This window comes from Neoluteolibacter marinus (assembly GCF_014904755.1).
Taxonomy (GTDB): domain Bacteria; phylum Verrucomicrobiota; class Verrucomicrobiia; order Verrucomicrobiales; family Akkermansiaceae; genus Haloferula; species Haloferula marina.
Window position 1 is genome coordinate 90,083 of the sequence record NZ_JACZFQ010000073.1, and the last position, 25,100, is coordinate 115,182.

Genomic DNA, 25,100 nt, shown 5'->3' on the forward strand with positions numbered 1-25,100 from the left:
CGCGCAAGCGGAAAGGCACCGGGCGAGACGCAGGCCGCGAAGCGTTTATTCAACCGGCATGCCGTCGAGGGCGCGGACGCATTCCGAGACCAGGCGTGGGCCCTGATAGATGAAGGAGGAGTAGATCTGTACCAGGCTCGCGCCCGCGTTGATCTTGTTGACGGCATCCCCGGCGGAGCTGATCCCCCCGACCCCGATGATCGGGATGCGGCCGCCGAACTCACCGGCGAAGGCGCGGATGATCCCAGTGCTGCGCTGGGTCAGCGGGCGGCCGGAAAGTCCGCCGGCCTCTCCGGCCCGCGGGTGTCCCGCCACCGGGGCGCGGTCGAGCGTGGTGTTGGTCGCGATCAGGCCGTCGAGCCCGCCCTCGAGGAAGACCCTTGCCAGTGCGGCGACATGCGGCGGGTCGAGGTCGGGGGCGACCTTGAAGAGCAGGGGGACGTGCTTGCCATGTTCCTTCGACAGGGCCTCTTGCGCCTTCTTCAACTGCTCGAGCAGGCGCGCCGACGACTCCTCGCCCTGCAGGTCGCGCAGGCCGGGGGTGTTCGGCGAGGAAAGGTTCACGGCGATGTAGTCGGCGACCGGGTAGGCGGCCTTGAGGCAGGCGAGGTAGTCGTCCGCGGCATTCTCGTTGGGCGTGTCCTTGTTCTTGCCGATGTTGAAGCCGATGACCCCGCCGAAGGCCTTCGATCGGCGGACGTTTTCGACTCCGGCCTGGATCCCGGGGTTGTTGAAGCCCATGCGGTTGATGATCGCCTCGTGCTCGACCAGCCGGAACAGGCGCGGCTTGGGATTCCCGGCCTGGGGGCGCGGGGTGATGGTGCCGATCTCGACGAAGCCGAAGCCCAGCCGGCCGAGGGCGTCGATGGTGTTGCCCTCCTTGTCGAGTCCTGCGGCGAGACCGACGCGGTTGGGAAAGCGGAGGCCCATCACTTCGACCGGGGCGATGCATTCGGGAGCCGGGAAGAGCAGCTTCAGCAAGCCCGAGTTCTCCGCCATCCGGAGCCCGCGGAGGCTCAGGTGGTGCGCCGTTTCAGCGTCGAGGCGGAACAGGAGGGAGCGGGCGAGATCGTAGGCGTCGGACACGCGGCGAACGTGAACAAGGCCGGCCGGACGTCCAACACCGAACATCGGAAAGATCCCGCGAATCCACGTGGCGGCGGTGGGAAATCAGGCCAGCTCCGCCGCAATCGGGTCCACCAGCGCGGAACCCGCCACGGTGAGGGCGAGGCGCTCGCCACGGATTTCCGCAAGCCCGAGGTCCACCAGCCGTGTCGCGTCGGGGAGCTGGACCAGCGAAAGCGGTACGCCTTCATCCGTTCTCAGCATCAGCGCGAGGCGCTCGAGCCGCCGTTGCTCGGGATCGAGCGATTCGCTTTCGGAAACCGCGTTGCCCAGGCTTTTGACCATTCGGACATAGGCGGCGGTGTCGGGGATATTGCGGGTGCGGGTCCCGCCGAGGGTGGAGACGGCCGAGGGGCCGAGACCGAGGTAGTCCTCGCCCCGCCAGTAACCGCGGTTGTGGCTGGAGCGGAAGCCGGGCCGGGCGTAGTTCGAGGTCTCGTAGTGCTCGTAGCCGGCCGCCGTCAGCAAGTCGTGGGCGAGATGGAACTGGGTGGCGTCGCGGTCCTCGTCGCGGTCCAGTTGGCCGCGGTTGAGGCTTTCGAAAAACGCGGTGTCTTCCTCGTAGGTGAGGTTGTAGGCGGAAATGTGGTCGGGCTGCAGCGAGATCGCCGTGGTGAGGGTGTCCCGCCAGTCGTCGTGGGAGAGACCGGGAATGGAAAACATCAGGTCGATGTTCACCGCCGGCAGTTCCGCCTCGCGGAGGACGCGGACCGACTCCGCGGCTTGCTCCGGATCGTGCTCGCGGCCGAGCGTCTTGAGGACGTGCGGTGCGAAGGACTGGATGCCGAGCGAAACCCGGGTGACGCCGAGTTCGCGGAACAGCCGGGCTTTCGCGACGTCGAAGGTGGCCGGGTTGGCCTCCAGGGTGACCTCATCGAAGCGACCGAGATCGTGGATGTCGGACAGCCCGGTGAAGAGCTTGCGGAGGTGGGTGGGCGACAGCATCGAGGGCGTCCCGCCGCCGAGATACAGGGTGCGGGGCGGCTCCTCCAAGCCGCCGAGCCGCTGGCGGGCTTCCACCAGCAGCGTGTCGACAAACTCGCCGATCGGGGTGTCGCCCGGCGTGTGCTTGTAGAAAGAGCAGTACGGGCAGACGCGGTGGCAGAAGGGAATGTGCAGGTAGAGCAGCAAGGTCCGGAACGCTGGTCCGCGATCCGCCCGGGCGTCAATCCATCAGCCCGGGTCAGCTGCCGGTGACCGACTGGAAGCGTTCGAAGGCACCGGCCCAGGACTCGTGGTTCCGGGGCTGGTAGGAATTGAATTCGAAGGAGGTCCGGATCAGCTCGCGGCCTGCCGCCAGATCGGCAACGTGGCCGACGGCGATCATCTGGACGATCAGGTTGCCGCAGGAGGTCGCCTCGATCGGGCCGGCGACGACCTCGATGCCGAGGGCATCGGCCGTGGCCTGCGCAAGGAATTCGTTCTGGATGCCCCCACCGCCGGCATGGAGCCGGGTGAAGCGCTTGCCGGAGAGCCGGCAGAAGTTCTCGAAGACCACCCGGTATTTCAGCGCGAGCGACTCGGTGGCGACCCGCAGGATGGTGCCCTTGTCCTGCGGAACGTCCTGGCCGGTCTTGCGGCACCATTCCTGGATCTTCGCCGGCATCTCGCCGGGCGCGGCGAAGACCGGGTCATCGGGATCGATGAAGGCCGAGAAGCTCGGCGCGGCCTCCGCAAGGGCTGCCATTTCTGCGAAGGTCAGCTTGTCCCCGTCGAGCGACCACTGGCGCTTGCACTCCTGGATCAGCCACAGGCCGGCGATGTTCTTGAGGAAGCGGACGCTGCCCTCGACGCCGAGCTCGTTGCAGCAGCGGGCGGCGAAAGCTTCCGGCGAACGGATCGGCTCGCGGGTCTCGATGCCCATGATCGACCAGGTGCCGGACGAGAGCCAGAGCGGATCGTCGCCTTCCATCGGGATGCCGGCGACGGCAGAGGCGGTGTCGTGCGAGGCGCTGGCTACCACCGGGATCCCTTCCATGCCGATGTCGCGGGCAACCTCCTGGCGGATGGGACCGAGGACGGTGCCTGGAGCGACGATTCCGCCGAACATCTTGTCGGGGAGCTTGAGTGCTCCGATGACATCCCAAGCCCAGTCGCCGGTCGCCGCGTCGAGGAGTTGGGAGGTCGAGGCGATGGTGCGCTCGACGGCCTGCACGCCACACAGCCAGTAGGCGAGCAGGTCGGGAATGAAGAGCAGCTTGTCGGCCGCCGCGAGGGCGGGGGAGCCGAGCTGTTCCTCGGCCAGCAAGTGGAGGGAAGAATTGTAGAAATTCGTGGTGATACCCGTCTGGGCGTAGATTTCCGCTTCGCCCATCCGCTGGTGCATGACCGCGGGCATGCCCTCGTGACGGGCGTCGCGATACTGATGGGGCATGCCGAGCAGGCGGCCGTGGGCGTCGATCAACCCGAAGTCGCAGCCCCAGGTGTCGATGCCGATGGCGACGATGTCCTTGCCATACTCTTCAACCGCCCGGCGCAGGCCGTCGATGATGTCGCGGTAGAGGCCGACGATGTTCCAGAAGGAGCCTCCGGGCAGGTCGGTACCAGGATTGTCAAAGCGGTGGACTTCCTCGAGGCGGAAGGACTCTTGGTTGGAAATACCGGCGATGACCCGGCCGCTGCCGGCGCCGAGGTCGATGGAAAGGAATACGGGCATGGAGAGGTGGACTTGGGTTCAGCGCGCGAAGTGAATTTCGTAGGGCCGATGCTTCAACAAGGATTTTGCGTAGGCCTTCGATTCGAAGTCGGTGATGATCATCTGGATGTCGGTCGGCGTGGCGAAGAAATAGTCCGCCTTCACGCCCAGCTTCGAGTGGTCGATCAGGGCGCAGCACCACTCCGCCTGCTCGATCATCATCCGCTTGAGCCGTGCCTGTTCCGGGTTGGGTTCGCTGACGCCCTGGACGGGATCGAGCCCGGCACCGGAGAAGAAGAAGCGGTCGATCTTCAACAGCCGCAGGGCGGACTCGGTGAGCATGCCGGAGAAGCGCCGGCCCCGCGGGTCGTAGGTCCCTCCCAGCTGGATGACCTCGAGGTCGCCGCGCCCGGCCAGGCGTTCGACAACAGCCAACGAGTACGTGACGACCTTCAGCGGCAGGTTTTCGGGCAGCTGGCCGGCGAGCTGGAGCGCGGTGGTCGACGCATCCAACAGGATGGTTTCGCCGGGAGCCAGCTGGCGGACGGCATCGCGGGCAATCGCGAATTTCTGTTCGAGGTGGCGGCCCTCGCGCTCCGATTGTGAGAGTTCACCGATCGGGGCGCTGGCATCCATGGCACCGCCGTGGCTGCGGCGGACATGCCCGCGGCGGGCCAGGAAGTCGAGATCGCGGCGGATGGTCTCCTCGGTGACGGCGAGGTCCTTGGCCAGTTCAGCCGTGCGGACGTTGCCATCGCGGCGGACGCGGTCGAGAATCTGGCGTTGTCGTTCGGCGGCGAGCATGTGGGTTTATGTTGGAAATTGCTTGCTTTCGTGGGTTTTGTCCCGCACACCCCGGCCTCGTCAACCCCAAACCTCAGACCCCAATGGCCCAAGATTTCAAGCACGTGAATTTTTCCTGGGACGACGCGCACGCCGCGACGCTCGATCCCGTCGGTCGCCTCGTCTATCGCTCCAACATCCTCGGTGCCGACCAGCGCATCACCAACACCGGCGGCGGCAACACCTCGTCGAAGATCGTGGAAAAGGACCCGCTCACCGGTGGCGAAGCGGAAGTTCTGTGGGTCAAGGGTTCCGGAGGTGACCTGCGCACCAGCCAGCGCGAGAACTTCTCCTCGCTCTATCAGGACAAGCTGATCGCCATGCAGGGCCTCTACGCCGCGCGACCCGACAAGGGCCTCAAGTCGCAGGCCGAGGACGACATGGTGGCGATGTATTTCCACACCACCTTCAACCTCAACCCGCGCGCCTCGTCGATCGACACCCCGCTGCACAGCTTCCTGCCCGGCAAGCACGTCGACCACATGCACCCGAACGCGATCATCGCGATCGCCGCGTCGAAGAACTGCGAGAAGCTGACCCAGGAGATCTTCGGCGGCGAAATGGCCTACGTGCCGTGGATGCGCCCGGGCTTCGAACTCGGTCTGGCGATGCAGGAAATCGCCAAGGCCCAGCCCGACGTGAAGGCGATCATGATGGGCCAGCACGGCTTCATCTCGTGGGACGACGACGAGAAGGTCTGCTACACCCGCACGCTCGAGTTCATCGAGAAGGCGGCGGACTACATTGAGAAGAAATACGAGGCCAAGGGCGGCGACACCACGGTCTTCGGCGGTGCGAAATACCAGACGCTGCCCGAGGAGCAGCGCCATGCCACGCTCGCCGCGATCCTGCCCTGGCTGCGCGGCCAGGTTTCCCAACAGAAGCGCTTCATCGGCACGGTCCAGGACGACGAGAAGATCCTTCGCTTCGTCAACTCCGCCGATGCCGCCCGCCTGGCGGAACTCGGCACCTCGTGCCCGGACCACTTCCTGCGCACCAAGATCAAGCCGCTCTACGTCGACTGGAACCCGCAGGCCGAGGACGCCGCAGCGCTCAAGGCCAAGCTCGCCGCCGGCCTGGAGCAGTACCGCAAGGACTACGCCGCCTACTACGCCGCTTGTAAGCACGACAACAGCCCGGCGATGCGTGACCCGAATCCGACGGTCGTCCTGATCCCGGGCCTCGGCATGGTGGCTTGGGGCAAGGACAAGTCGGAATCCCGCGTGACCGCCGAGTTTTACAACTGCGCGGTCGAGGTGATGCGCGGCGCCGAGGCGATCGACGAATACATCTCGCTGCCGCAGCAGGAGGCCTTCGACATCGAATACTGGCTGCTTGAGGAGGCGAAGCTGCAGCGGATGCCCGCCGAAAAGGAACTCGCCCGCCAGATCGTGCTGGTCGTCGGCGCCGGCTCCGGCATCGGCAAGGAAACCGCCCACCGCCTGGTCAAGGAGGGTGCGCAGATCGTCTGCGTCGACCTGAACCAGGATGCGGCCGAGGCCACTGCCAAGGAGATCACCGACAAGTATGGCCTTGGCATCGGCGTCGCCGGTTCCGGGATCTCCGGCTGCGGCCCGGCGATCGGGCTGGCCGCCAACATCACCGACCGCGCCAGCATCCGCGCGATGCTCGACCAGGTCGCGCTGGCCTACGGTGGCTTCGACCACATCTGCGTCACCGCCGGCATCTTCGTGCCGAGCGATACCACCGGCCACATCCCGGACGACAAGTGGGCGCTGACCTTCGGCATCAACGTCACCGGTTCCTACTTCGTTGCCGACGAGGCGGCCAAGACCTGGAAGGAGCAGGGCCTGCGCGGCAACCTGGTGCTCACCACCAGCGCCAACGCCGCGGTGGCAAAGAAGGGCAGCCTGGCCTACGACACCTCGAAGGCCGCCGCCAATCACCTGGTCCGCGAGCTGGCGATCGAACTCAGCCCGCTGGTCCGGGTTAACGGCGTCGCCCCGGCAACGGTGGTCCAGGGCTCCGCGATGTTCCCGCGCGACCGCGTCATCGGTTCGCTGGCGAAATACGACATCCCCTACACCGAGGACGAGGAAACCGAGTCGTTGGTGAGCAAGCTGGCGCAGTTCTATGCGGATCGTACTTTGACCAAGTCGCCGATCACCCCGGCCGACCAGGCGGAGGCCTACTTCCTGCTCGTGTCGCAGCGCCTGAGCAAGACCACCGGCCAGGTCGTCACGGTCGACGGCGGCCTCCACGAGGCCTTCCTGCGCTAATCCGTTTTCAACTGTAGTTCGTTGGAAACCGGGCGGCTCTCCTCACGGGGAGCCGCCCTTCGCGTGTCTGGAGGCAGTCACCGCCTCCATCACAGTTCCCCGTGATCCAGGTGGCGCCATTCGCCGGGTCCGAGATCGGGAGGCAGCCTGAAGGGGCCGATCTGTTCGCGGTGCAGCTTCACCACCCGGTTGCCGGTGCGGTGGAACATCCGCTTGATCTGATGGTAGCGACCTTCGTGGAGGGTCAGCCTTGCCAAATTTTCGCCGAGAATTTCGAGCAAGACGGGACGGGTCACCAGGTCCTCGGTGTGGAAGTGGAAGCCTGCGGCGAAGGCGGCGACCGCATCGGGTGGGATCGGGTCGCGGGTTTCGACCAGGTAGACCTTCGGTACCTTGCGCTCCGGGTTCATGAGCTGTTTCGACCAGCGGCCGTCGTTGGTCAGGAGCATCAGCCCGGAGGTGTTGCGGTCGAGCCGGCCGACCAGGTGCAGGGTGTGCCGGTCGGGATCGTCAATCAGGTCAATGACCGTCGGATGTTCCGCATCGGAGGTGGCACTCACCACGCCGACCGGTTTGTGCAGCATGAGGTGGATTTTGCGTTCGGCGGAACGGATGACCGTGCCGCTCCATTCGACCCGCATGAAACGGTCGACCTCGTGGTCGATGCGGCGCGAGACCCGGCCATCCACCGTGACCGTGCCGGAGACGATCGCGGCCCGGGCCCGGGTCCGGCCCATCGACTCGTGCTTCGCGAGGAGGCGGTCGAGTTTCATTTCCGTTGCGCGACGATGACGACGTGGTTCTCCGGATACTGGTCGTATTCGACGTGGCGGCAGTTGCAGCCGCAGTCATCGAGGATGCGGACAAAGGCTTCGACGCCCAGGGTGCTGTATTCGAAATCGTGACCTTGGAAGGAGCCGCTGATCTCACCCGCATCGCCTCCTCCGCAGGTGAATAGCAGGACGCCGCCGGGTGTCAGGCCGGCACACAGTTTTTGCAGGACCGGCTCTTGTGAATGGAGTGGCAGATGGAAGGTGCTGTCCCAGGCGGAGATGAAGTCGAACGGTCGCGGCAGGGTCCAGTCGCAGATGTCGGCGACGTGGTAAGTGGCACCGGGGTCGCGTTGCCGGGCCAGTTCGATCATCCGGGATGAAATGTCCACGCCGTGGACTTCGAAGCCATGGGCGAGCAGTCGCCGGATGAAGCGCCCGTGGCTGCCGCAGCCGACATCGAGGGCGTGTCCCTGGGCGGGAGCGAAGCGCAGGGCGCGCTCGAGGCCGGGCATGCCGTAGTTCTCGTGGGTGTTTTCCTGCCACCACTTCGCGATCGCGTCGTAGCGGCGTCCGGTGTCGGCGGGCTCCATGGGCGGGAGCATCCCGCGATCACTCGCGGACGTCGAGACGCATGAAGCCCTGGCCGTTCGCGAAGGTGTCGAGCGAAACCTTGGCGGCGCGGGTTTCAATGGACCCGTCGGTGGAGATCAGCACGTCCGTCACGCCGGCATCCGACCACGCGCCGAGGTTCTCCGACCACCATCCGCTGACCGTGAGGTCGGTGGCGGCGAGGCTGCGGGTATAGGTCAGCACCAGGAAGCCGCCGTCGCTGGTGGCCGAAGGACGGGCGGACGGCGGGGTGGGGAGATTCGGGTCGGTGCCGAGGGCCCGTTCGATGATGTTGGACAGCGTGTCGCCGTCCGGGTCCTGGTCGTCGGCGGCATCGCCAGTGGCGAGGATGCTGCCGAACTCCTGCTGACGCCAGATTGCCGCGGGAGACGTCTCAGTGGCATTCAGGCCGGTGAAACTGGCCGTGACCACCTGCCCGGCAATGCGCGAGGTGACGGCGAGTCCGGCCAAGGGCGACGCTGCGAGCTGGATCGTGTGGGAGCCGAGGGGGATCCAATCGCCGTCCGCGGTGGGTCCGGTCGAGTAGAGGGCGGTGAAAGAGTCTCCGGCTCTGACCAACTTGAGCCAGACCGGCACGGCAATGGGAATCGTGCTGCCGGTTTGCCCGGAGGTACCGCCGCTCGTGTCGCGATGAATGAACCGCAGGCCGGCGGATTGATCGACGACGAGGCCGACGAAGGCCGAGTCCGCGGCGGTCGATTCGCGGAACATCAAACCGGCTCGAGCATTGACGGGCAGGACTGTGAGTCGGGCGACCAGGGTTTTGTCACCCGCTTGCACCGAGTTGACGAACTGGAACTGGTCGCTGGTGCCGCCGATGTCGAGGCCGCCGCCGGTGACCGTGAAAACCCCGTCGCCGGCCGCCGAGTATCCGGAGTAGCCGTCGCTCGCCGGTTGTCCGATGTCCGCGGCTGCCCACGGTGCCGGCAGTGGCTGGGCGAGAGCAGCGGCCTGGCTGTCGGACACGGCGTAGTTGAAGATCTTCAGTTCATCGATGGCGCCATCGAAGAACGAACCTCCGAAGAGCGTACTACCGACACGGATGCCGCCCGGGGCATCGCGCAGGGACGTCGACCCGGTGGCGCTGCCCTGCAGGGCTCCGTTGACGTAGAGCTTCATCGCGCCGGTGGCATTCACGCGGGTGGCGACGACGTGGTGCCAGTTGCCGTCGTTGATGTTGGTGGTCGATTCGATGGTGGTGCCGGCACCGGTGTTGCCGACGCCGAAGGCGGCGTGGTTGCCGACCAGGGAGATCCCCCAGTCGTTCGCGACGCCGGGAACATCGGCGTCCACCATCGACTTGCCGGCATACCATTGCCCGCTGCCTCCCACGGCGCTGGTTTTCACCCAATACGCGACGCTGAAGTCGGCGGTGACGGGCGCGGGGAGCTTTACGAAACTACTGGTGCCGTTCAATTGGACCGCCTGGTTGCCGACCTTGCCGGGAGCATAGGTGACACCCATTCCGTCGCCATGGTTGCCGAAGAGCGTGGCATCGCGGGTGGTGCCGTCGAAGGCATAGCTGGCGACGAGCGATTGCCCGGTGTTGGCGAGGCGGGAGATCTCCTGCGGACCGAGGACCTTGTTGTAGAGACGCGCCTCGTCGATGGAACCGTTGAGGAATCCCGTGGTGCCGTTGATGCTGCCAAGACGGAAGAAGGCGGGGGCGCTGCGAGCGCCTGCAGGACCGGTCCCGGATGCGCGGAGGATGCCATCAACATAAAGGCTCATCGCCCCGGTGTCGGTGTTGAGGGTCGCGGCGAGATGGTGCCAATTCCCGTCGTTGATTGCGTTGGACGACGTGAGGGTGAGGTCGGCGGCACCGACACCGAAGGCTGCCTTGTTGCCGACCAGGGCCAGGCCGAAGTCCCTGGCCACGCCGGGGACCTCACCGTCGATGATGCCCATGCCGTTGTACCACTGCGTGCCGCCGGCCGTGGCGGTGGTCTTCACCCAGCAGGCGAGGGAGAAGTTCCGCTCCACCATGGCCGGGACGCGGATCGAGCCGTTGCTGCCATTGAAAGTGGCCGCCAGGCCGTCGACCCGGCCGGCGGTGTAGCTCACGCCGCCGCTGGTGGTGCCGTGGAAGTTGCGGCCGCTGAAGTCGCGCGGGTTGCCCTCCAGCTTGTAGTTCGCGACCAGCCCGTCACTCATCACCCCGGGAGTAACGTCGTCGAACATCCATTCCAGGTTGAAGGCGTTCAAGTCGTCGGTGTACTGCCCGATGTTGGTGTTCGGTCCCGTCGCGTTGTTGCCGCCGTTGACGTCGATGACCATGTTGGTGGCGTTGCGATTGCCCATCTTCCAGTAGGCGGCACCACTGGCACCGGGAAAGATCCGCCACTGCTGGTTCGCGTTGTTCGGATACTCCTCCCAGGTGCCGACGTTGGCGCCGACGTCGATCGACCAGTCGATGACCTCGAGTGCCTTGCCGCTGGCGACGTTGACGAACTTCCAATAGCCGCCTTCAACGTATTTGGCGGTCCACTTCTGAAGGTCGCTGCCGTTGGCGGGGTTCTGGCGCACGTTGGCGCCCTGGCCCGGTGCGGGATTGCCGCTGTCCGCTTCCATCAGCATTTGGCTGAGGCGCGAGCGGATCTGATAGACGTGGCCGTCCTTGACCGGACAGGCCCACATCGGGTGGCTGTCGGTCCACCATTCATCGAAGTCGGAGATCCCGTCGCCATCGGTGTCGCCGCCCACCTTGAGCGCGGTGGTCCCGGACTTGTAGCGTTCCCATTCGTCGGGCATCCCGTCGCCGTCCCCGTCCTGGCCGCCCATGTCCATCCGCATTGCCCGCAGGATGCGGCCGATGCGGTAGCGGGCGTTGGGATTGTCCTCGTTGCCGTAGTTGAAGCCGTAGGGGTAGTAGTGGACGCCCGACTTGTAGATCTCCGCACGCGGGCCGTCGAAGAGCTTGACGTAGCGCTTCAGGGCAGGGCCGTTCCAGACATTGCCACCGCCGAACCGGTCTTCCCACTGGGTGGTGGTCCCGCTGCCGAGGTAGTGGGCGATTTCATGGATGGCGACCTGGGTGCTGATCGATCCGCCGAAGCCGAGCTCGCCGTTGTAGTTGGCCTGGGCGGTCGGAATGCCGGAGTGGTAGATGACGTTGATGTCGACGTCGATGTTGCTCGTAGCGTTGTAGGCGGCCACCGCCTCGTCCATGACCTGGGTGATCTGGGCGCGCTTGCCCTCATCCTCGAGGTAGCTGATATGGTAGGTCAGCGCATTTCCCGCCAGGTGGCTGCTGCACCAGATCAGCGTGGCCAGTTTGAAAGGGTTGCGGAGGGCGGTTTGGGCGGACCGGAAGATCATGATTTGTCTATGCGAACAGGTTTGCTTGGTCCGTCGCGGGCAAGCGGCTGCGCGAAGGGGGTGGCGTTCGACGCGCTTGGGTTGCCCTCAATGTCCGCTGGAAGCCGCTTGGAACAAGCGGGAAAACACCCCCGGGCGCGGGATTGGCCGCCTTGTTGCCAAATTCCGCAGCCTCCTTGAAATCGCCCATCCCAGCCCTGCCGGGAGACGCTCTATCAGCGGGGGGCGACGCGGAAACTCCTCAACCGGGGCCGCTTCGTCTTGGAGTCGACGAAGGTGACGAAGAGGTGCCGCTGGCCGCCGGCGAAACGCACCATGGTCTCGGCTGCCGTGCGCCACTTCTCTCCGCTTTGGAACTGGAAGGCGAGCCCCGCCATGTTGAAGTCGTCACGCTTGGCCGGGCGGGCAAGCGGGTAGGACTTGCCCGCCGGGAGAAGGCCCCGGTGCTCGCCGATGACGAAGCGGATGTCCTTCTGATAGAGATTCACCACCAGGCACCCGTCGTCCGGAAAGCCCTTGGGCGAGTGATCCAGCACCAGCGCGCGATAGGGCGGGGCGCCGGCTTCCTCGCCGGGGACGAAAATCAACAGGAGGTCGGACAGGCCGGAAGGGATCTTCGCGGTGACTGCGGGTGAAGGATCCCCGGCCGACGCGTAAAATCCGAGCTTCGCTCCGTCGGCGGCCAGGACCACGGGATTGGACGGGGTGTCGATCGGCAGCGGGCAATCGACAATCGCTCCGTCGGCGCCGTTTGCGACGAACTTTTCGGGCGCATCCTTGGCCCGGTTGAGGCACAGGATGCGGCAGGTCACGGTGGTGCCTTCGGCGTGAAGGTTGCCCGCCAGGAGCAGCAAAAGGAGATATGGTCGGATCATGGGTTGGGCTACCATTCAGATTTCCTCGGGCGAAAGCCAGCGGAAGGAGGTGATTTCGAATCGACGGCCGAAGGTCCGGTTCGCGTCGCGGGTGAGATCCCCCGGGTCGGTGGTGGCCTTATCGGCGACGTCGAGGAATTCGGGGAAGCGTTGCACGACGGCCTCGCACCAGGCGCGGGCCTGGACGCTGCCATCGTTCGAAAGCGCATCCCCGTAGGCGCGGATCACGAAGGTGTCCGAGCGCACCGTGGCGGCATTTCCGAGGACCCCGAGGATGTCCGCTTGGGTCAGGTAGCCGGGGGCACCCTGGGCGCTGGGACCGGCCAGGGCGTCGGGGTTGGTGAGTTCCAGTTCGGAGAGTTGACTACTATCGATATCGTAGCCGCCGATTTCGGCGTCCTCGTTGAGGTCGGCGCGATCGATCGCGACCTGCAGGGCTCCTGCCAGCGTGTTCTCGCCGGCGCTGCCGAGCTGGCGGTTGACGAATTCTCCCATCGAGAGGAAGGGACCGCGCTCCCTGACCTGGATCACGATCTCCTCGGCGAGCCGCGTCAGTTCCTTCTCGGTCAGGTCGCGCGGGCCGTGCCAGAAGGCGTCGGGTTCACCGGCCTCGGGCTGGCTGTTCGGCAGGCGGAACCTGGAAAAGCGGGCACCCTTGGCGTCATCGGCTGCCTTGAGGTCGTCGAGGGATTCGGAAACGGCATTGGAACCGCCGAGGGGGATCTGGGAGACCTCGGCTTGATCTCCGGTCATCGAAGAGAGCATCGCCTTCCAGGCCTCGACCGAGGTGGAATTGACGTTGAACGCACCTTGCTCGAGCAGATAGGCGGCGGCGTGGCGGTAACCCTTGCTGCCGGTGAGATCCGCCACCGCATCCTCCGTGTTCGCGCCGTCGGCGAGGTGGGCGACGAGCCGCGGGTCGATCAGCGGATCGGCACTTTCAAAGAAGTCACGGGAAATCGATTCGGTGGTCTCACCGTCGCCGAAGGCTCCGCCACGGGTCTGGAGACCCGAGCAGAAGTAACCGTCGAACAGCACGCTGTTGAGGAGATAGGAGTGGTCGACCAGCGTGCCGCTGGTGCCCGTCGCGACGATGGCCGAACTCGCCATCATCGGATGGGCGTAGGAGCTGCCGATCGGCGCGGTGAAACGGGGCGGATAGTAGCCCGCGGCGAGGTTGGACCCGTTGAGGGAGACCGGGCTCTGCGCGGGGCCGAGCGGGATTTCAAAAAGGGTGCCGAAGCGGCGGCCGTTGAAAACGGTGTGGCCGGTGATGAAGTTGCCGCGATCCGTTCCGGGCTGGATGTCGATGACCTCATCGGTGTGGCCGGGGAGGACGGTGAGGTTGATTTCGTGGGCGTGATGGGAGGGGTGGTCACTGACCACCTTCTGGGTGCTCACGACCCCGGTGTGGTTGTGGAAGACCCAGGGCTTCGCGGGGTAGGAACCGTCGTCTAGCGAACTGTCGAAGCCGCCGTGGGTGGTTTTCGCGTAGGCGCTGAAGAGGGCGAAGGGCTTGGGGTTGACGTAGTCCTTGAGCGGGGTGGTGGAATGGTCGTGCATCTGCATCGTGCCGACGGTGCCATCCTTGGGGTAGCGGAGGGTGCCATTGGGCCCCAGCAGGGTGGTTTGGAGGCCGTTTGTGGTTTCGTAGTCGAAGTCGGTCACCGTGGTGCGGGCCGCGGGGTCGCGGTTGAAACGCTCCAGGGTCATCTCGACCGTGAACCGCTTGTCCCTCAGCGACGGATCGGGAAGCGGGGCGAAGACGACGTGGATTTGGTCCTGGCGGCGGAGCGCGATGCAGCCGCCGCGATGGTGATCCTTGCCATTCTCTCGCTCGTAGTCGGTCACCCGGTAACCGGATGGCGCGAACCAGTCGAGGTCGTAGCCGATGCCGTCGCCGCGCCAGCCCGGCGTCGCGCGGATCTGCGAGGTATCGACGAAGGCCCCGCCGTTGCGGCCCTCGGTTTCGTTCTCGTTCCGCCAGTCGAAGAAATACGCCTGGCTGCCGGCTTCGGAGGCCCAGGTGAGGTTGGGCGGGATGTAGGGCGAGAAGACCTTCACCTCTCCCGGGAGCATCCGGATCGGCGTGCCGGTCGGGGCCCCGGAGGCGCTCTTGCCGGCCAGGGTGATGCCGAAGCGCTTGGTCTGGCCGCCTTGCTCGGTGGGTGCGAACATCCGGCCGAGAGGAACGAGGCCCCTGGACTGGGCGACGCCGTTGCGGAAGATCTGCAGCGAGAACGGGGGGTTCACGAACTCCACCTTCAGGTTCGAGAACTCGATCGCGACGTTGTACGGGTTATGCAGCGTGACCACCGGGGTGTAGAGGAGATGCAAGAGGTAGTCGTAGGAGGATCCCCGCATCGTGTCGCCCCACGGGCCGTGAAGCTGGGACGAGGTCTCGGTCGGGGATTGGCCGCGGGGATAGTTGTAGATATCCCGTGCCAACAGGCTGAAGACCATCTGGACCTTGGCGATGGCCGGCATCAGCACCGGTCCGGAGGGCGTGCGGGTCGTGGGCTCGGCGGCGCCGCGGGCGTTCGGAATCACCGCGCTCCAGTCGGTGGGTGCCGTCGCGCGCACGGTCGGGAGTCCGTCACTCGATGTCAGGTAAGGACGTCTCCGGGCGTCGTTCCGCTGATAGAGGTCGGCGAACTCGAGGAGCTGGTTCCAAGCCGGGTCCGACGGCACGTTGAGGCCGTAGGTCGACTGGTAGATGCCTTTCCTGTCGAAGGTCGATGGCAACGAAGCCATGCCGGCAAGGAGGTTGATGTCTTCCTTGAGACCGCCGGTGGTGACCCGCGTCATCAGTCCGGTGGAATGGGCGGTGACGTCGTGGAACCTCGGTCCGGTGCCACGCGGCTTGATTTCGTGGCCGAGCTCCGATTCGCCGAGGCTGACCATCCGCGCGACCAGCGACCGGCCCTCGCTGGTGTTCAGGTCGAAATCTTCCCGCGGCCGGGTTTCAAGGCCGTCGATGCGGTCGGTTCCCGGGCTTTGCCCGGCGCCCAGGGAAAAGGAGCGGGCGGCAAGGCTGTCTTCGCGGGTGGCGTGGCCGAGATTGACGCGGGCCTTCACCCCTTCGTCGAAGACCACGTAAGAAAAGCTGCCTCCCGTCGATTTCGGGGACGGCCGGTCGATCATCACCGCGCTCGCGCGAACCTCGCTCGCAGGGTTCCCGGTGGTTTCCCTCGACAGTAGCACCGGACCGTCGGGTGCCGCCGAGCGGGCGAAGTCCTGTTCTTCGGTGGCGGACGGTTCGCCGTGGGACACCAGCCATTTCCGGAAGTCTCCCGCCTTTGCAGCGTCGGTCTGGTCGGATTCGGAATCCGGCGAATTCGGATCGAGCGCCCGCGAGTTCCAGATTCCGGCGAGATGCGGCTGGGGAAGGTCTTCACCCAGGCTGCCGGACGTGGCACTGATCCTCGTGTCGGGGCCGGCGTGTTTCTGGAGGTCCCCGATGGCGAGTTGCAAGGCCAGCCGGGCATTCGTGCGGGCGGTCGCCATCGCATCCCCGTGGCGGGAGGAGCGCAATTCGATCGATGCCAAGCCAAGCAGCCCCACTGCCAGCAAGGTCAGGAGAACCATCAGTGACAGCGTGATGACGAGGGCGAAGCCGTGGCGATGACGTCGACGGGATCGACAGGGCGGGATGTTCATGGGTTTCCAAGGACTCTCCGCAAGCTGGGTCGGGCCCATATTCCGGAGATTTTCGGGGATCGGGTTTTGTCGCGTGACCGGGGACCAGGCGGACCCGCGCGATAAGATCGCGTCGAGCCCGCCGAGGAACCGGCCGGCCGGCTGTGGGCAATTGCGAGGAATGCCTTGACCAGCCTTGATGAATCTACGGTTCCGTCCCTCTCGATCATAGTCCCCAAAGCGGGGACAAGGCCGTGCGGAGGTGGGGCAAGTGGGGCTTGGGCAATCAAGGGAGCAACCCGCTAGAGGCTTGCCATTTCCCTGCCCGGGGTCCAACAAGTGGTCGCCCTCCGAGGCGATCCGGGGCCTGTAGCTCAGCGGTTAGAGCAGGGGACTCATAGTTCGCCAAATTGAGCCGCGATCGTAGGCGCACGTAGGCAATTCTCGCGCGGGTGACTCCAGTTGCAGCGTCCCAAAACGCCCAGGTAGGAGCCCCGGGTAGTCAACGCGGGTAGTCTAGCCGAAGGCGTCCATACGTTGCATGCAACGGAACCGGACGACCGCGTTCCCAATAACCTCCCTGCACTCCGGCGAGGGGTTTTTCCTCCACATCCGTTAACCATGCTAGGGACGCTCCTGTCCCGCGGTGCTGGCTTTCTGTTTCAGCAATGTGGCCACGGCTCGAGGGCCAAGCACCTCTGCGGCCTCTCGCAGAATCTGTTCCATGGCACTGGTGTCCCCGTGTTCGAGATGCGCCTGGGCTTCGGCGATCCTTTGCCATCCCGTTCGTTCCCTTCGCCCGACTTCGGCAACGTCATGAAGTACCTGCTTCCAAAGTTTCCATGCGGCGACTTGAGAAACTCCCAGTTCTCGGCCGATCTGCCGGAAGGACAAACCTTGCAGCCTCAGGCGAGTAACCGCCTTTCTCCTCAGCAGAGTCACAAAACGTTGAGCGGACCTACGCCCGCGAAGTGGTTGGGGACGTCGGTCAATCTGCCAATAGGGACCTCGATAGCCCCCGGCAACTGCCGCGACCGAACTCATCGTGATGAGACGATCGTGCCTGCTGATCTCGTTCATCAGAACCTGATCGATCTCAGGTTGAATGCCTCGCATGGAATGGTCCGATTTCATCGTGTGGCTCGTTTGAGATCCCTCTCCAGTTTAATCATGCGCGAAGACGGGGAATAGGGGCGTGGAATTGATGCAGCGGTTCGTCTCCAGTATCAGATTCCCGTCAGGGATCAGCACATGGTTCTCCCTGTTCTGAGACCCGGTGGCATTGATCTGCATATCCGCGGGAAAGGGATCGATTTTGAAGGTCGCCTCGCCGGGGATGGATCTCGGTCGTATGATGATGGCGTTGCCCGTGAACCTACAGATGCTGTTGTTCAGGGCCATTGATACCATGATTCCCACATGGGCACGTGGGCAAGGGGATGCTCCCGTTTCCCTTTCAGTGCACAAACCCGAGGCAACGGGCGTTTGTCGGCGACATGCCATAGGAGGGATTTCTTCAATTGCCCTCCCGATCTCCCGCAAACGGATTGCTGGTGGTCGGCTGCACCTGATTTGGTCGCTCCTCGGGCGATTGGGTGCCTGGAATCAGTGAGGAATCGCCTTTTCGTGATGCTCGCGGCTCAAATATCCTTCCCACGTGACCCGGCACTCGGTCACGAGCCCACTTTCATGACCCCGCAAGCCCTCTCCACCTTCCTCTGGTCCGTCGCCGATCTTTTGCGCGGTGACTACCGCCAATCCGACTACGGCAAGGTCATCTTGCCCTTCACGGTGCTCCGCCGGCTCGACTGTGTGCTGGAGCCGACGAAGGCGTCCGTACTGGCCGAGTTCGCAGCCAAGACCGCCGCGGGGTTGAATCCCGAGCCCTTCCTACTGCGGAAGTCCGGGCAGAGCTTCTACAATACCTCACCGCTGGACCTGAAGACGCTGCTCGGCGATCAGGACCATCTGCGGGAGAATCTCGATGCCTACATCCAGGCGTTCTCTGCTTCGGCGCGGGATATTTTCGAGCGCTTCGACTTCGCCACCCAGATCGAGAAGCTCCACAAGAACGGCCTCCTCTACCTGATCACCGAGAAGTTCGCCGGCATCGACCTGCATCCGGACGTGGTGCCGAACGAATCGATGGGCCACGTCTTCGAGGAACTCATTCGCAAGTTCGCCGAAATCTCCAACGAGACCGCCGGGGAGCACTTCACCCCGCGCGAGGTGATCCGCCTGATGGTCAACCTGCTCTTCATTGAGGACGACGAGGCGCTCTCGAAGCCCGGGGTGGTGCGCACCATCTACGACCCCACCGCCGGCACCGGTGGGATGCTCTCCACGGCGGAGGAATACCTCTCCGAGCACAATCCCGGCGCGCGGCTCACCATGTTCGGCCAGGAACTGAACGACGAGTCCTACGCCATCTGCAAGGCCGACATGTTGATCAAGGGCCAGGACGTGGGGAACATCGTCGCGGGCAACACGCTTTCCGACGATGGCCTGCCGGGGAAGCACTTCGACTACATGCTCTCGAATCCGCCCTTCGGCGTGGAGTGGAAGAAGATCCAGAAGGAGATCACCAAAGAGGCGACCGACCAGGGCTACAACGGCCGCTTCGGTCCCGGGCTGCCACGGGTCAGCGATGGCTCGCTGCTGTTCCTGCTCCACCTCATTTCCAAAATGCGCCCCGCCCGGGACGGCGGCAGCCGCTTCGGCATCGTGCTCAATGGCTCGCCGCTCTTCACCGGGGGCGCGGGCTCCGGCGAGAGCGAGATCCGCCGCCACGTGCTGGAGAACGACCTCGTCGAGGCGATCATCGGCCTGCCCACCGACATGTTCTACAACACCGGCATCAGCACCTACGTCTGGATCGTCAGCAACCGCAAGCCGGCGGCGAGGAAGGGCAAGGTGCAGCTCATCGACGCCTCCGGCTTCTGGCAAAAGATGCGCAAGAGCCTCGGCAGCAAGCGCAAGGAACTCGGTTCCGAGCACCTCGACGACATCACCCGGATCTTCGGTAGCTTCGAGGAAGTCACCCGTGACGGCGTGCCGATCAGCCGCATCTTTGCCAATGAGGACTTCGGCTACCGCACCATCACCGTCGAGCGTCCCCAGCGCGACGAGGCGGGGAAGATCGTGCTCGGCCAGAAAGGGAAGGCCAAGGGCAAGCCGGTGGCTGACAGCAGCCTGCGGGACACCGAGAACGTCCCCTTGCGGGACGACGTGCACGCCTATTTCGAGCGCGAGGTCCTGCCCCACGCCCCCGACGCCTGGATCAACGAGTCCAAGACCAAGGTCGGCTACGAGATCCCCTTCAACCGCCACTTCTACGTCTTCAAGCCGCCGCGCCCGCTGGCCGAGATCGACGCTGACCTCAAAGGCTGCACCGATCGCATTGTCACCATGATCGAGGGAATGTCGCAATGAGCTTCCCGCGGTACTCGAAATACAAGGACAGCGGCGTCGAGTGGCTCGGCGAGGTGCCTGAGCATTGGGAAAAGCGTTCCCTTCAATCTGTGGCCTCGACCGAAGATTCCATTTTCATTGATGGTGACTGGATTGAGAGCAAAGACATTTCAGATTTGGGTGTTAGGTATCTGACATCAGGCAATGTCGGAGCAGGATTTTACAAGGAGCAAGGACAGGGGTTTATCACTGCCGCTACTTTTGAAGCCCTCAATTGCACGGAAGTGCTTCCCGGTGACATCTTGATCTCTAGACTGAACCTTCCAATCGGAAGAGCGTGCATAGTCCCGGATCTTGAAAGCAGGATCGTGACCTGCGTTGACAACGTCATCTTTCGGCCAGGTCCGTTATTCGATAGGCGGTTTATCGTCTATCTCCTTTCTTCAAAGCATCACTTTGCAAACACTGATAACCTCGGGAGGGGGAGTACTATGCAGCGGATCAGTAGGAGCATATTGGGAAAAATTAGGTTCGCCTTTCCGCCCCTACCCGAACAAACCGCCATCGCCGCCTTCCTCGACCGGGAGACGGCGAAGATCGATGGACTGGTAGCGGAGCAGCGGCGGCTGATGGAACTGCTGAAAGAAAAACGGCAGGCTGTCATCTCCCACGCCGTCACCAAAGGCCTCAACCCCGACGCCCCCATGAAGCCTTCCGGCATCGAATGGCTCGGCAACGTGCCGGAGCATTGGGAGGTGGTGCAGAGCCGACGCTTGTTCCGGGTTCGCAACGAACCTGCTCGCGAATCGGATCAGCAGCTTACGGCCTCCCAAAAATATGGAATGTTGCCTCAGTCAGAATTCATGGAGCGGGAAGGTCGAAAGGTTGTCCTGATCATTGAAGGCAAAGATAGCCTTAGGCACGCGGAACCAAACGACTTCATTATTAGCTTGAGAAGCTTTCAGGGTGGGATCGAATGGTGCACCTTGGCGGGTTCCGTGACGTTTCATTACGTAGTCCTGATGCCGATCAAGCACGTCCACCCTCCGTTCTTTGCTCACTTGTTCAAAAGCACGGCGTACATCCAAGCACTCCGATCCACGGCAAACCTGATCCGAGATGGCCAAGACCTGCGCTTTTCACACTTTGTGCAAGTTGACCTGCCGATCGTCCCATTGGACGAGCAGGCCGCGATTGCAGATTTCCTGAATCAAGAACTTGCTAAGCTCGACACCCTCACCGCCGAAGCCCAACGCGCCATCGACCTGCTCCAGGAACGCCGCACCGCCCTGATCTCCGCCGCCGTCACCGGGCAGATCGACGTGCGCCATATTTCGGCTCCCCAAAATCCATGTGACACCGACACCAAATGAATCGTGGCGCCGATCGTTTGGAGTCTTACATGCGCCGTCTGTGAATCCTCAAGAGATCAAAGACCTATATCGCAGGGGGTTTCTCGCCGAGGTGGTCGAGGCGGCAAAGGAGGCGCAATTAGCAGACGGTGAGCTGGGGCAAGCGACCATCATTGGTGTTCAATCACTGATGGCGATGGGGCGCTTTCGAGAGGCTGCGGACCTTGGAATCTCCGCCTCCACTCGGTGCGACGGGTCCGAGGAAGCGGTTCTCAGGACCCAGGCTGCCTTTGCATGGTTGGTCTTTCATCCCTGCGAGGACGGACGCGCGAAAGTAAGGTCCGAAATGCAGAAGCTCGAGGCGCTGGATGATGCCTATTCAACAGCGATGGCGAAATACTGGGAGATTCGTCTTCTGGCCATGGAGATCGCTCTATTCGTTCGGCCCCTCACACGAATGCCAGAGGTTGTTGGTGGATTCCTGGACGCTGCCCGACTTTTTCGGGAGGCTGGCCTCTTTGCAGAGGCGCGGGGCGAGCTTCTCCGCGCGGCTGAACAGGTCCAGAAGGAACCTTCGCGCGATATTCTGAAGGCGAGGGAGATTCTGGAAGGGATTCGTGCCGAAGCTAGAACTGACCATGATCTTCCCAGCGCGGCTCGGGCCGCGTTGGCGCTGGCCGAGCTGGAATTTGATGCGACGATGGGTCGAGAAGCAGAACCCGACGACACGGCAGTAAGAATGGCTCTGGCTGGATTCGACGATGCACTGAATCAATATCTCGATGCTGGGATGGCTTCGGGAGAAGCGGAAGTTCGAGCCGCAGCCGGCCGGAAGATGTTGCAATACGGATTTGAAGCGGGTGCAGAGCATCTGCGTGCTGCGGCCGAATCGTGGGAAATGGCAGGACATCGCGGGGAGGCCGACGGCGCCTGGCGCGATCTCCATCTCTGGCACTATCGTCGTGGCAATACAGAGGAGGCAAGAGACTTAGAGGAGAGGATCGCCGCGGGACCCGCCATAGAGAGTGCTCTCACGAGCGTAACTTCTGGCATCCTGCTTTCCCAAGCGGAATTCGCTAGAGGCAACTTTGCCGATGCGGTTGAAATCTCAGCTGATTCACGAAACACGGACCTCGAACCGGGACAGCGGGCATCGCTGCTGCTGATCGAAGCCAATTCCTTGGCCTCACGTGGCGCGCTGGGAGATGCGGAGCGTGCGGCGATGGAAGCCGTGGCATTGCTGCGTGGGGCTGAACCTTGTGCGCTGCTGGGCGACGCATTGTTTCAACTGGGGTCCGTGCAGGCGGCATCAAGCGAACGGTTCCGCTTGTGGGAGGAAGCGGCGAACAATGACATTGCATGCGGGTTAAAGAAGTCCGCGGCCCAGCGCTATGCGAATATGGCAGAGTTCTTGTCACAATCTGGGAGCGCCATCCATTTGCCCGACGGTCGGAATGTTGAGGACCTTTTCCAGCAGTCAGAAAACTTGACCGGGGTCGGACGCGACCTCGAAACGATCGTTCTTCGCGGGAACATTGCTCAAAGACGAGGAATCGTCGCCTTCCGGGATGACGATATCGGAGAAACTGGAAAACACTTCACCGAAGCAGAGAGTTGCTTTCGCAGAGCCGGTCGTGCGTCTGAACTCGCCTTCACCCTTGGCCATCAGGGTCTGGTTCTTTTTCAGATTGCTCGGCGCATGCGCTCCTTGGAGAGTTTCGAGGCAGCCTCAATGAGGTTTGTTGAGGCTGCGGGTCTTTTTCTCCGGCTCGATCATCTGGGAGAGCAACACCGAATGGAGCGGCTCGCAGGCGCGGCCTCGTGGGAAGCGGGGGATTTGGCTGCCGGTACGCGACGAGATGAGCTCCTTGACGAAGCTTTCCAACATTACGAATTGGCCGGGACCATTGAATGCCTTCTGATCAAGGGGCGGATGGAGGCGGTCTTAGGTGAACGCCAAAAGAGTTTCGACGATTTTGCGAGTAAGAATGTCAGCATCCACGACGAGTATTTGAAATTATGCTTGGTTGTAAGGCCAGATCCAGCCGCAGCATTTCGATGGCTGGATCGACTGAAGGCAAGGGGTTTGCTTTCCTCGATGGTAGACCAAAGCAAGCTTCAACTGCTACCTGTCAACCTTGATAAGCGTATCTTGAGGAAGTGGTTGGTGCTGGAAGCCAAATATTCAGCAGTAGAGAAGAGGGCGGGTGAAAGAGCGGCATTGAAGAGCACGCTGTCGACCTCCAATCTCAATGGGAGCTCTAAGAAAGACGTCAGGGACAGGGAGAATACGCTCTTGGGGCAAGAGCTTCGCACACTTCAGAAAGAAGAAGAGCTTTTGTTAGAGGAGACGGCCTGTTCGTCGGAAGCCGCTTCCTTCGTTTCACTTCGTAAGAATCTGGGCGTGGATTGGGCACTGTGGCAACAGGCGTTGAAGGAGCAAAGCACTCGGCCCGAAGCCACTCAAAGAGCAGTGCTGTCCATTCATTTCGTCTGGCTCCGAAACAAGGGGGACACTTCAGGATCTATCCAGCTCATTGCGTGCTGCAGCGGCTGGGACTTGCCGAGGATAGCAAAGGTTTCGACCAAGTGCCATGACGTCGAATCGTTCATACAGCAATGTTTTGAAGGACCGGGACGTTCGTCGCTGACCACTTGGTTGAAGATGGCCGGCGGCGACGCCGCGTGGTGCCGACGCTTTGCTTCGCTGATCGCTCCACTCGCCGAATGGACTCAGCCGGGGGACATCGTGTTGCTTATTCCCCACGGTCCGCTTCATTCCGTGCCTCTTCACGCCTTGCACATCGACGGTCAGCCTTTGGCGGAGAGGAATGCAGTCTGTTTCGCTCCGAGCGCGGCCATTCTGATGGTCTGCTGGCAGCGGCAGAAAGGGCAACCAGGCGGGAAAAGTGCTGCTGTTGGCTGTTCCAATCCAGGGGCAGGTTTCCCTCGCCTGCTCCGTGCGGACCAAGAGGCAGCTTTCGTCGGGAGTCTTCTCGGGACATCACCACTCATTGCAGACGCAATTTCGCCCGAGGATTTTCGTGAGGCTATCGCCGACGCATGGGCAGTGCATTTTGCCGGTCATGCCACAGAATCGGAATCGGGCTGGGACAGTGGGCTCCAGTTGGGGGGCGGAAACGTTTTCACTGTTCGTGATTTGTTTCAGACTCGATTGAATGCGGACATATTCACTCTTTCCGGCTGCCACACGGCCCGCAGCCGCCGCCGGGATGGCGACGAGATGCTTGGGCTCATTCCAGCATTGCTCTACTCTGGGGCATCATCCGTGCTCGCCAGCCAGTGGGAGGCCGCGGATGACTCGACCGCTGAGTTGATGCAGCAGTTCTACGGTGCGCTCCACGGCCCTCAGCCCGTGGCCAAGGCCGATGCCTTCCGTTCCGCGATTGCTCAAACTCGTCGCATTTTTCCCAATTTGCCTCAATGGGCTGCCTTTACTTTGCATGGAGACTGGAAATAGTTCGGGGTATGGATCAGCCGGATGACGAACAACGTGACGACGTTTTTTCAGAGCAGCTCGAGATCGACGAAGGAGAGCTGCACGATGCCAATCACGAGCGGGGCAAAGTTCTGGAGATTAGCGACCAAATTCGCCTTCTCGCGAAGCAAAACCGGCTGAGTCTTTTCAAGAAAAGGGCCTTGAGGAAGGCAAATGACAACGTCGGATGGTTGGCAGAGGCAGAGTTGCAGTTTCAGTCACATGCGCATCCCGATTGTCGCTTTGTTCAGGTGATGCTTGGCGTTACGCTTGATATGTCGCCTGGTGCCAAGATACTCGCCGTGCAGCCGGACAGAGCCATGGTGCATCAAGTCAAGCTAACAGAGGCCCTCAAGCCAGCATTTGAGGCTACAATCCCGGGGATAGGACTCAAGACTACCCTAGGCGCTGAAACGGCCTCCGAGCAGACTTTCGATCAACCAGTTCTCACCGGCTACAATGGCGAGGACCGTGCCATTTGGACTTTTAGAATTCCGGCGAAAGGTTACGAGCTAAGTCTGAATTTGCCGTTGCACCTCAGGATGGAGTACCCCAGCACAATCGATATCCTCCGAGCTAGAGTCCAGGTTTCAGCTCGTGTTGCGGTTCGTGGGTGGGCGGATTTCATCCCGCTGATTGGGAAGAAATCGGGCAGGGGACAAACCCCGATCTACCTTGATCGCTAGAATCCCGGTCTATTCGCCTGCTGAGGTGAGATTCCGGGGAAGGCAAATGTTCGCCACCTTGGCCGGTCGAATGT

Annotated in this window: 15 protein-coding genes; 6 read left to right on the forward strand and 9 right to left on the reverse strand. The window is 63.0% G+C overall.

Annotated elements, in window-relative coordinates; genetic code table 11:
• Positions 1 to 45: 45 nt before the first annotated feature.
• The 4 genes from IG178_RS14475 to IG178_RS14490 are packed head-to-tail and all read right to left on the reverse strand — an operon-like array spanning position 46 to position 4,564.
• On the reverse strand, positions 46 to 1,131 hold the full coding sequence (locus tag IG178_RS14475; protein ID WP_193213277.1) for a quinone-dependent dihydroorotate dehydrogenase: 1,086 nt from the start codon (positions 1,129 to 1,131) through the stop codon (positions 46 to 48).
• 39 nt (positions 1,132 to 1,170) lie between these two features.
• Positions 1,171 to 2,256, reverse strand: a complete 1,086-nt coding sequence (gene hemW / locus IG178_RS14480; protein WP_226895449.1) for a radical SAM family heme chaperone HemW — start codon at positions 2,254 to 2,256, stop codon at positions 1,171 to 1,173.
• 52 nt (positions 2,257 to 2,308) lie between these two features.
• A complete protein-coding gene (locus IG178_RS14485) occupies positions 2,309 to 3,781 on the reverse strand; it encodes a rhamnulokinase (RefSeq protein ID WP_193213278.1) in 1,473 nt (490 codons plus the stop codon).
• Positions 3,782 to 3,799: 18 nt separating this feature from the next.
• Complete coding sequence (locus IG178_RS14490; protein ID WP_193213279.1) at positions 3,800 to 4,564, reverse strand: DeoR/GlpR family DNA-binding transcription regulator; 765 nt, start codon at positions 4,562 to 4,564, stop codon at positions 3,800 to 3,802.
• 83 nt (positions 4,565 to 4,647) lie between these two features.
• On the opposite strand from IG178_RS14490, the gene IG178_RS14495 reads away from it, so the two are divergent.
• On the forward strand, positions 4,648 to 6,843 hold the full coding sequence (locus IG178_RS14495) for a bifunctional rhamnulose-1-phosphate aldolase/short-chain dehydrogenase (RefSeq protein WP_193213280.1): 2,196 nt from the start codon (positions 4,648 to 4,650) through the stop codon (positions 6,841 to 6,843).
• An 89-nt stretch (positions 6,844 to 6,932) separates the two neighbouring features.
• On the opposite strand, the gene IG178_RS14500 is transcribed toward IG178_RS14495, so the two are convergent.
• The 5 genes from IG178_RS14500 to IG178_RS14520 all read right to left on the reverse strand — a co-directional run bounded on the left by IG178_RS14500 (position 6,933) and on the right by IG178_RS14520 (position 16,099).
• Positions 6,933 to 7,616 (reverse strand): pseudouridine synthase, encoded by a 684-nt coding sequence (locus tag IG178_RS14500; RefSeq protein ID WP_193213281.1) that lies wholly within the window; start codon positions 7,614 to 7,616, stop codon positions 6,933 to 6,935.
• On the reverse strand, positions 7,613 to 8,206 hold the full coding sequence (locus tag IG178_RS14505; protein WP_193213282.1) for a class I SAM-dependent methyltransferase: 594 nt from the start codon (positions 8,204 to 8,206) through the stop codon (positions 7,613 to 7,615). Before IG178_RS14505 ends, IG178_RS14500 begins: the two co-directional genes overlap by 4 nt.
• Positions 8,207 to 8,225: 19 nt before the next feature.
• Positions 8,226 to 11,564, reverse strand: coding sequence for a LamG-like jellyroll fold domain-containing protein (locus IG178_RS14510; RefSeq protein ID WP_193213283.1), 3,339 nt, complete (start codon positions 11,562 to 11,564; stop codon positions 8,226 to 8,228).
• Positions 11,565 to 11,779: 215 nt separating this feature from the next.
• A complete protein-coding gene (locus tag IG178_RS14515) occupies positions 11,780 to 12,439 on the reverse strand; it encodes a hypothetical protein (protein WP_193213284.1) in 660 nt (219 codons plus the stop codon).
• A gap of 15 nt (positions 12,440 to 12,454) precedes the next feature.
• Positions 12,455 to 16,099, reverse strand: coding sequence for a hypothetical protein (locus tag IG178_RS14520; protein WP_193213285.1), 3,645 nt, complete (start codon positions 16,097 to 16,099; stop codon positions 12,455 to 12,457).
• Positions 16,100 to 16,819: 720 nt separating this feature from the next.
• Between IG178_RS14520 and IG178_RS14525 the strand changes: the two genes are divergently transcribed.
• The 5 genes from IG178_RS14525 (at position 16,820) to IG178_RS14545 (ending at position 25,026) form a co-directional block, all read left to right on the forward strand.
• Positions 16,820 to 17,269: a hypothetical protein gene (locus IG178_RS14525; protein ID WP_193213286.1), complete on the forward strand. Its 450-nt coding sequence runs from the start codon at positions 16,820 to 16,822 to the stop codon at positions 17,267 to 17,269.
• 498 nt (positions 17,270 to 17,767) lie between these two features.
• A complete protein-coding gene (locus IG178_RS14530; RefSeq protein ID WP_193213287.1) occupies positions 17,768 to 19,510 on the forward strand; it encodes a type I restriction-modification system subunit M in 1,743 nt (580 codons plus the stop codon).
• Positions 19,507 to 20,862: a restriction endonuclease subunit S gene (locus tag IG178_RS14535; RefSeq protein ID WP_193213288.1), complete on the forward strand. Its 1,356-nt coding sequence runs from the start codon at positions 19,507 to 19,509 to the stop codon at positions 20,860 to 20,862. Before IG178_RS14530 ends, IG178_RS14535 begins: the two co-directional genes overlap by 4 nt.
• 40 nt (positions 20,863 to 20,902) lie before the next feature.
• On the forward strand, positions 20,903 to 24,322 hold the full coding sequence (locus tag IG178_RS26215) for a CHAT domain-containing protein (RefSeq protein ID WP_193213289.1): 3,420 nt from the start codon (positions 20,903 to 20,905) through the stop codon (positions 24,320 to 24,322).
• Positions 24,323 to 24,330: 8 nt separating this feature from the next.
• Positions 24,331 to 25,026 carry a hypothetical protein gene (locus IG178_RS14545; protein WP_193213290.1) on the forward strand — a complete coding sequence of 232 codons (696 nt, stop codon included), beginning with the start codon at positions 24,331 to 24,333 and terminating at the stop codon, positions 25,024 to 25,026.
• Positions 25,027 to 25,100 lie beyond the last annotated feature (74 nt).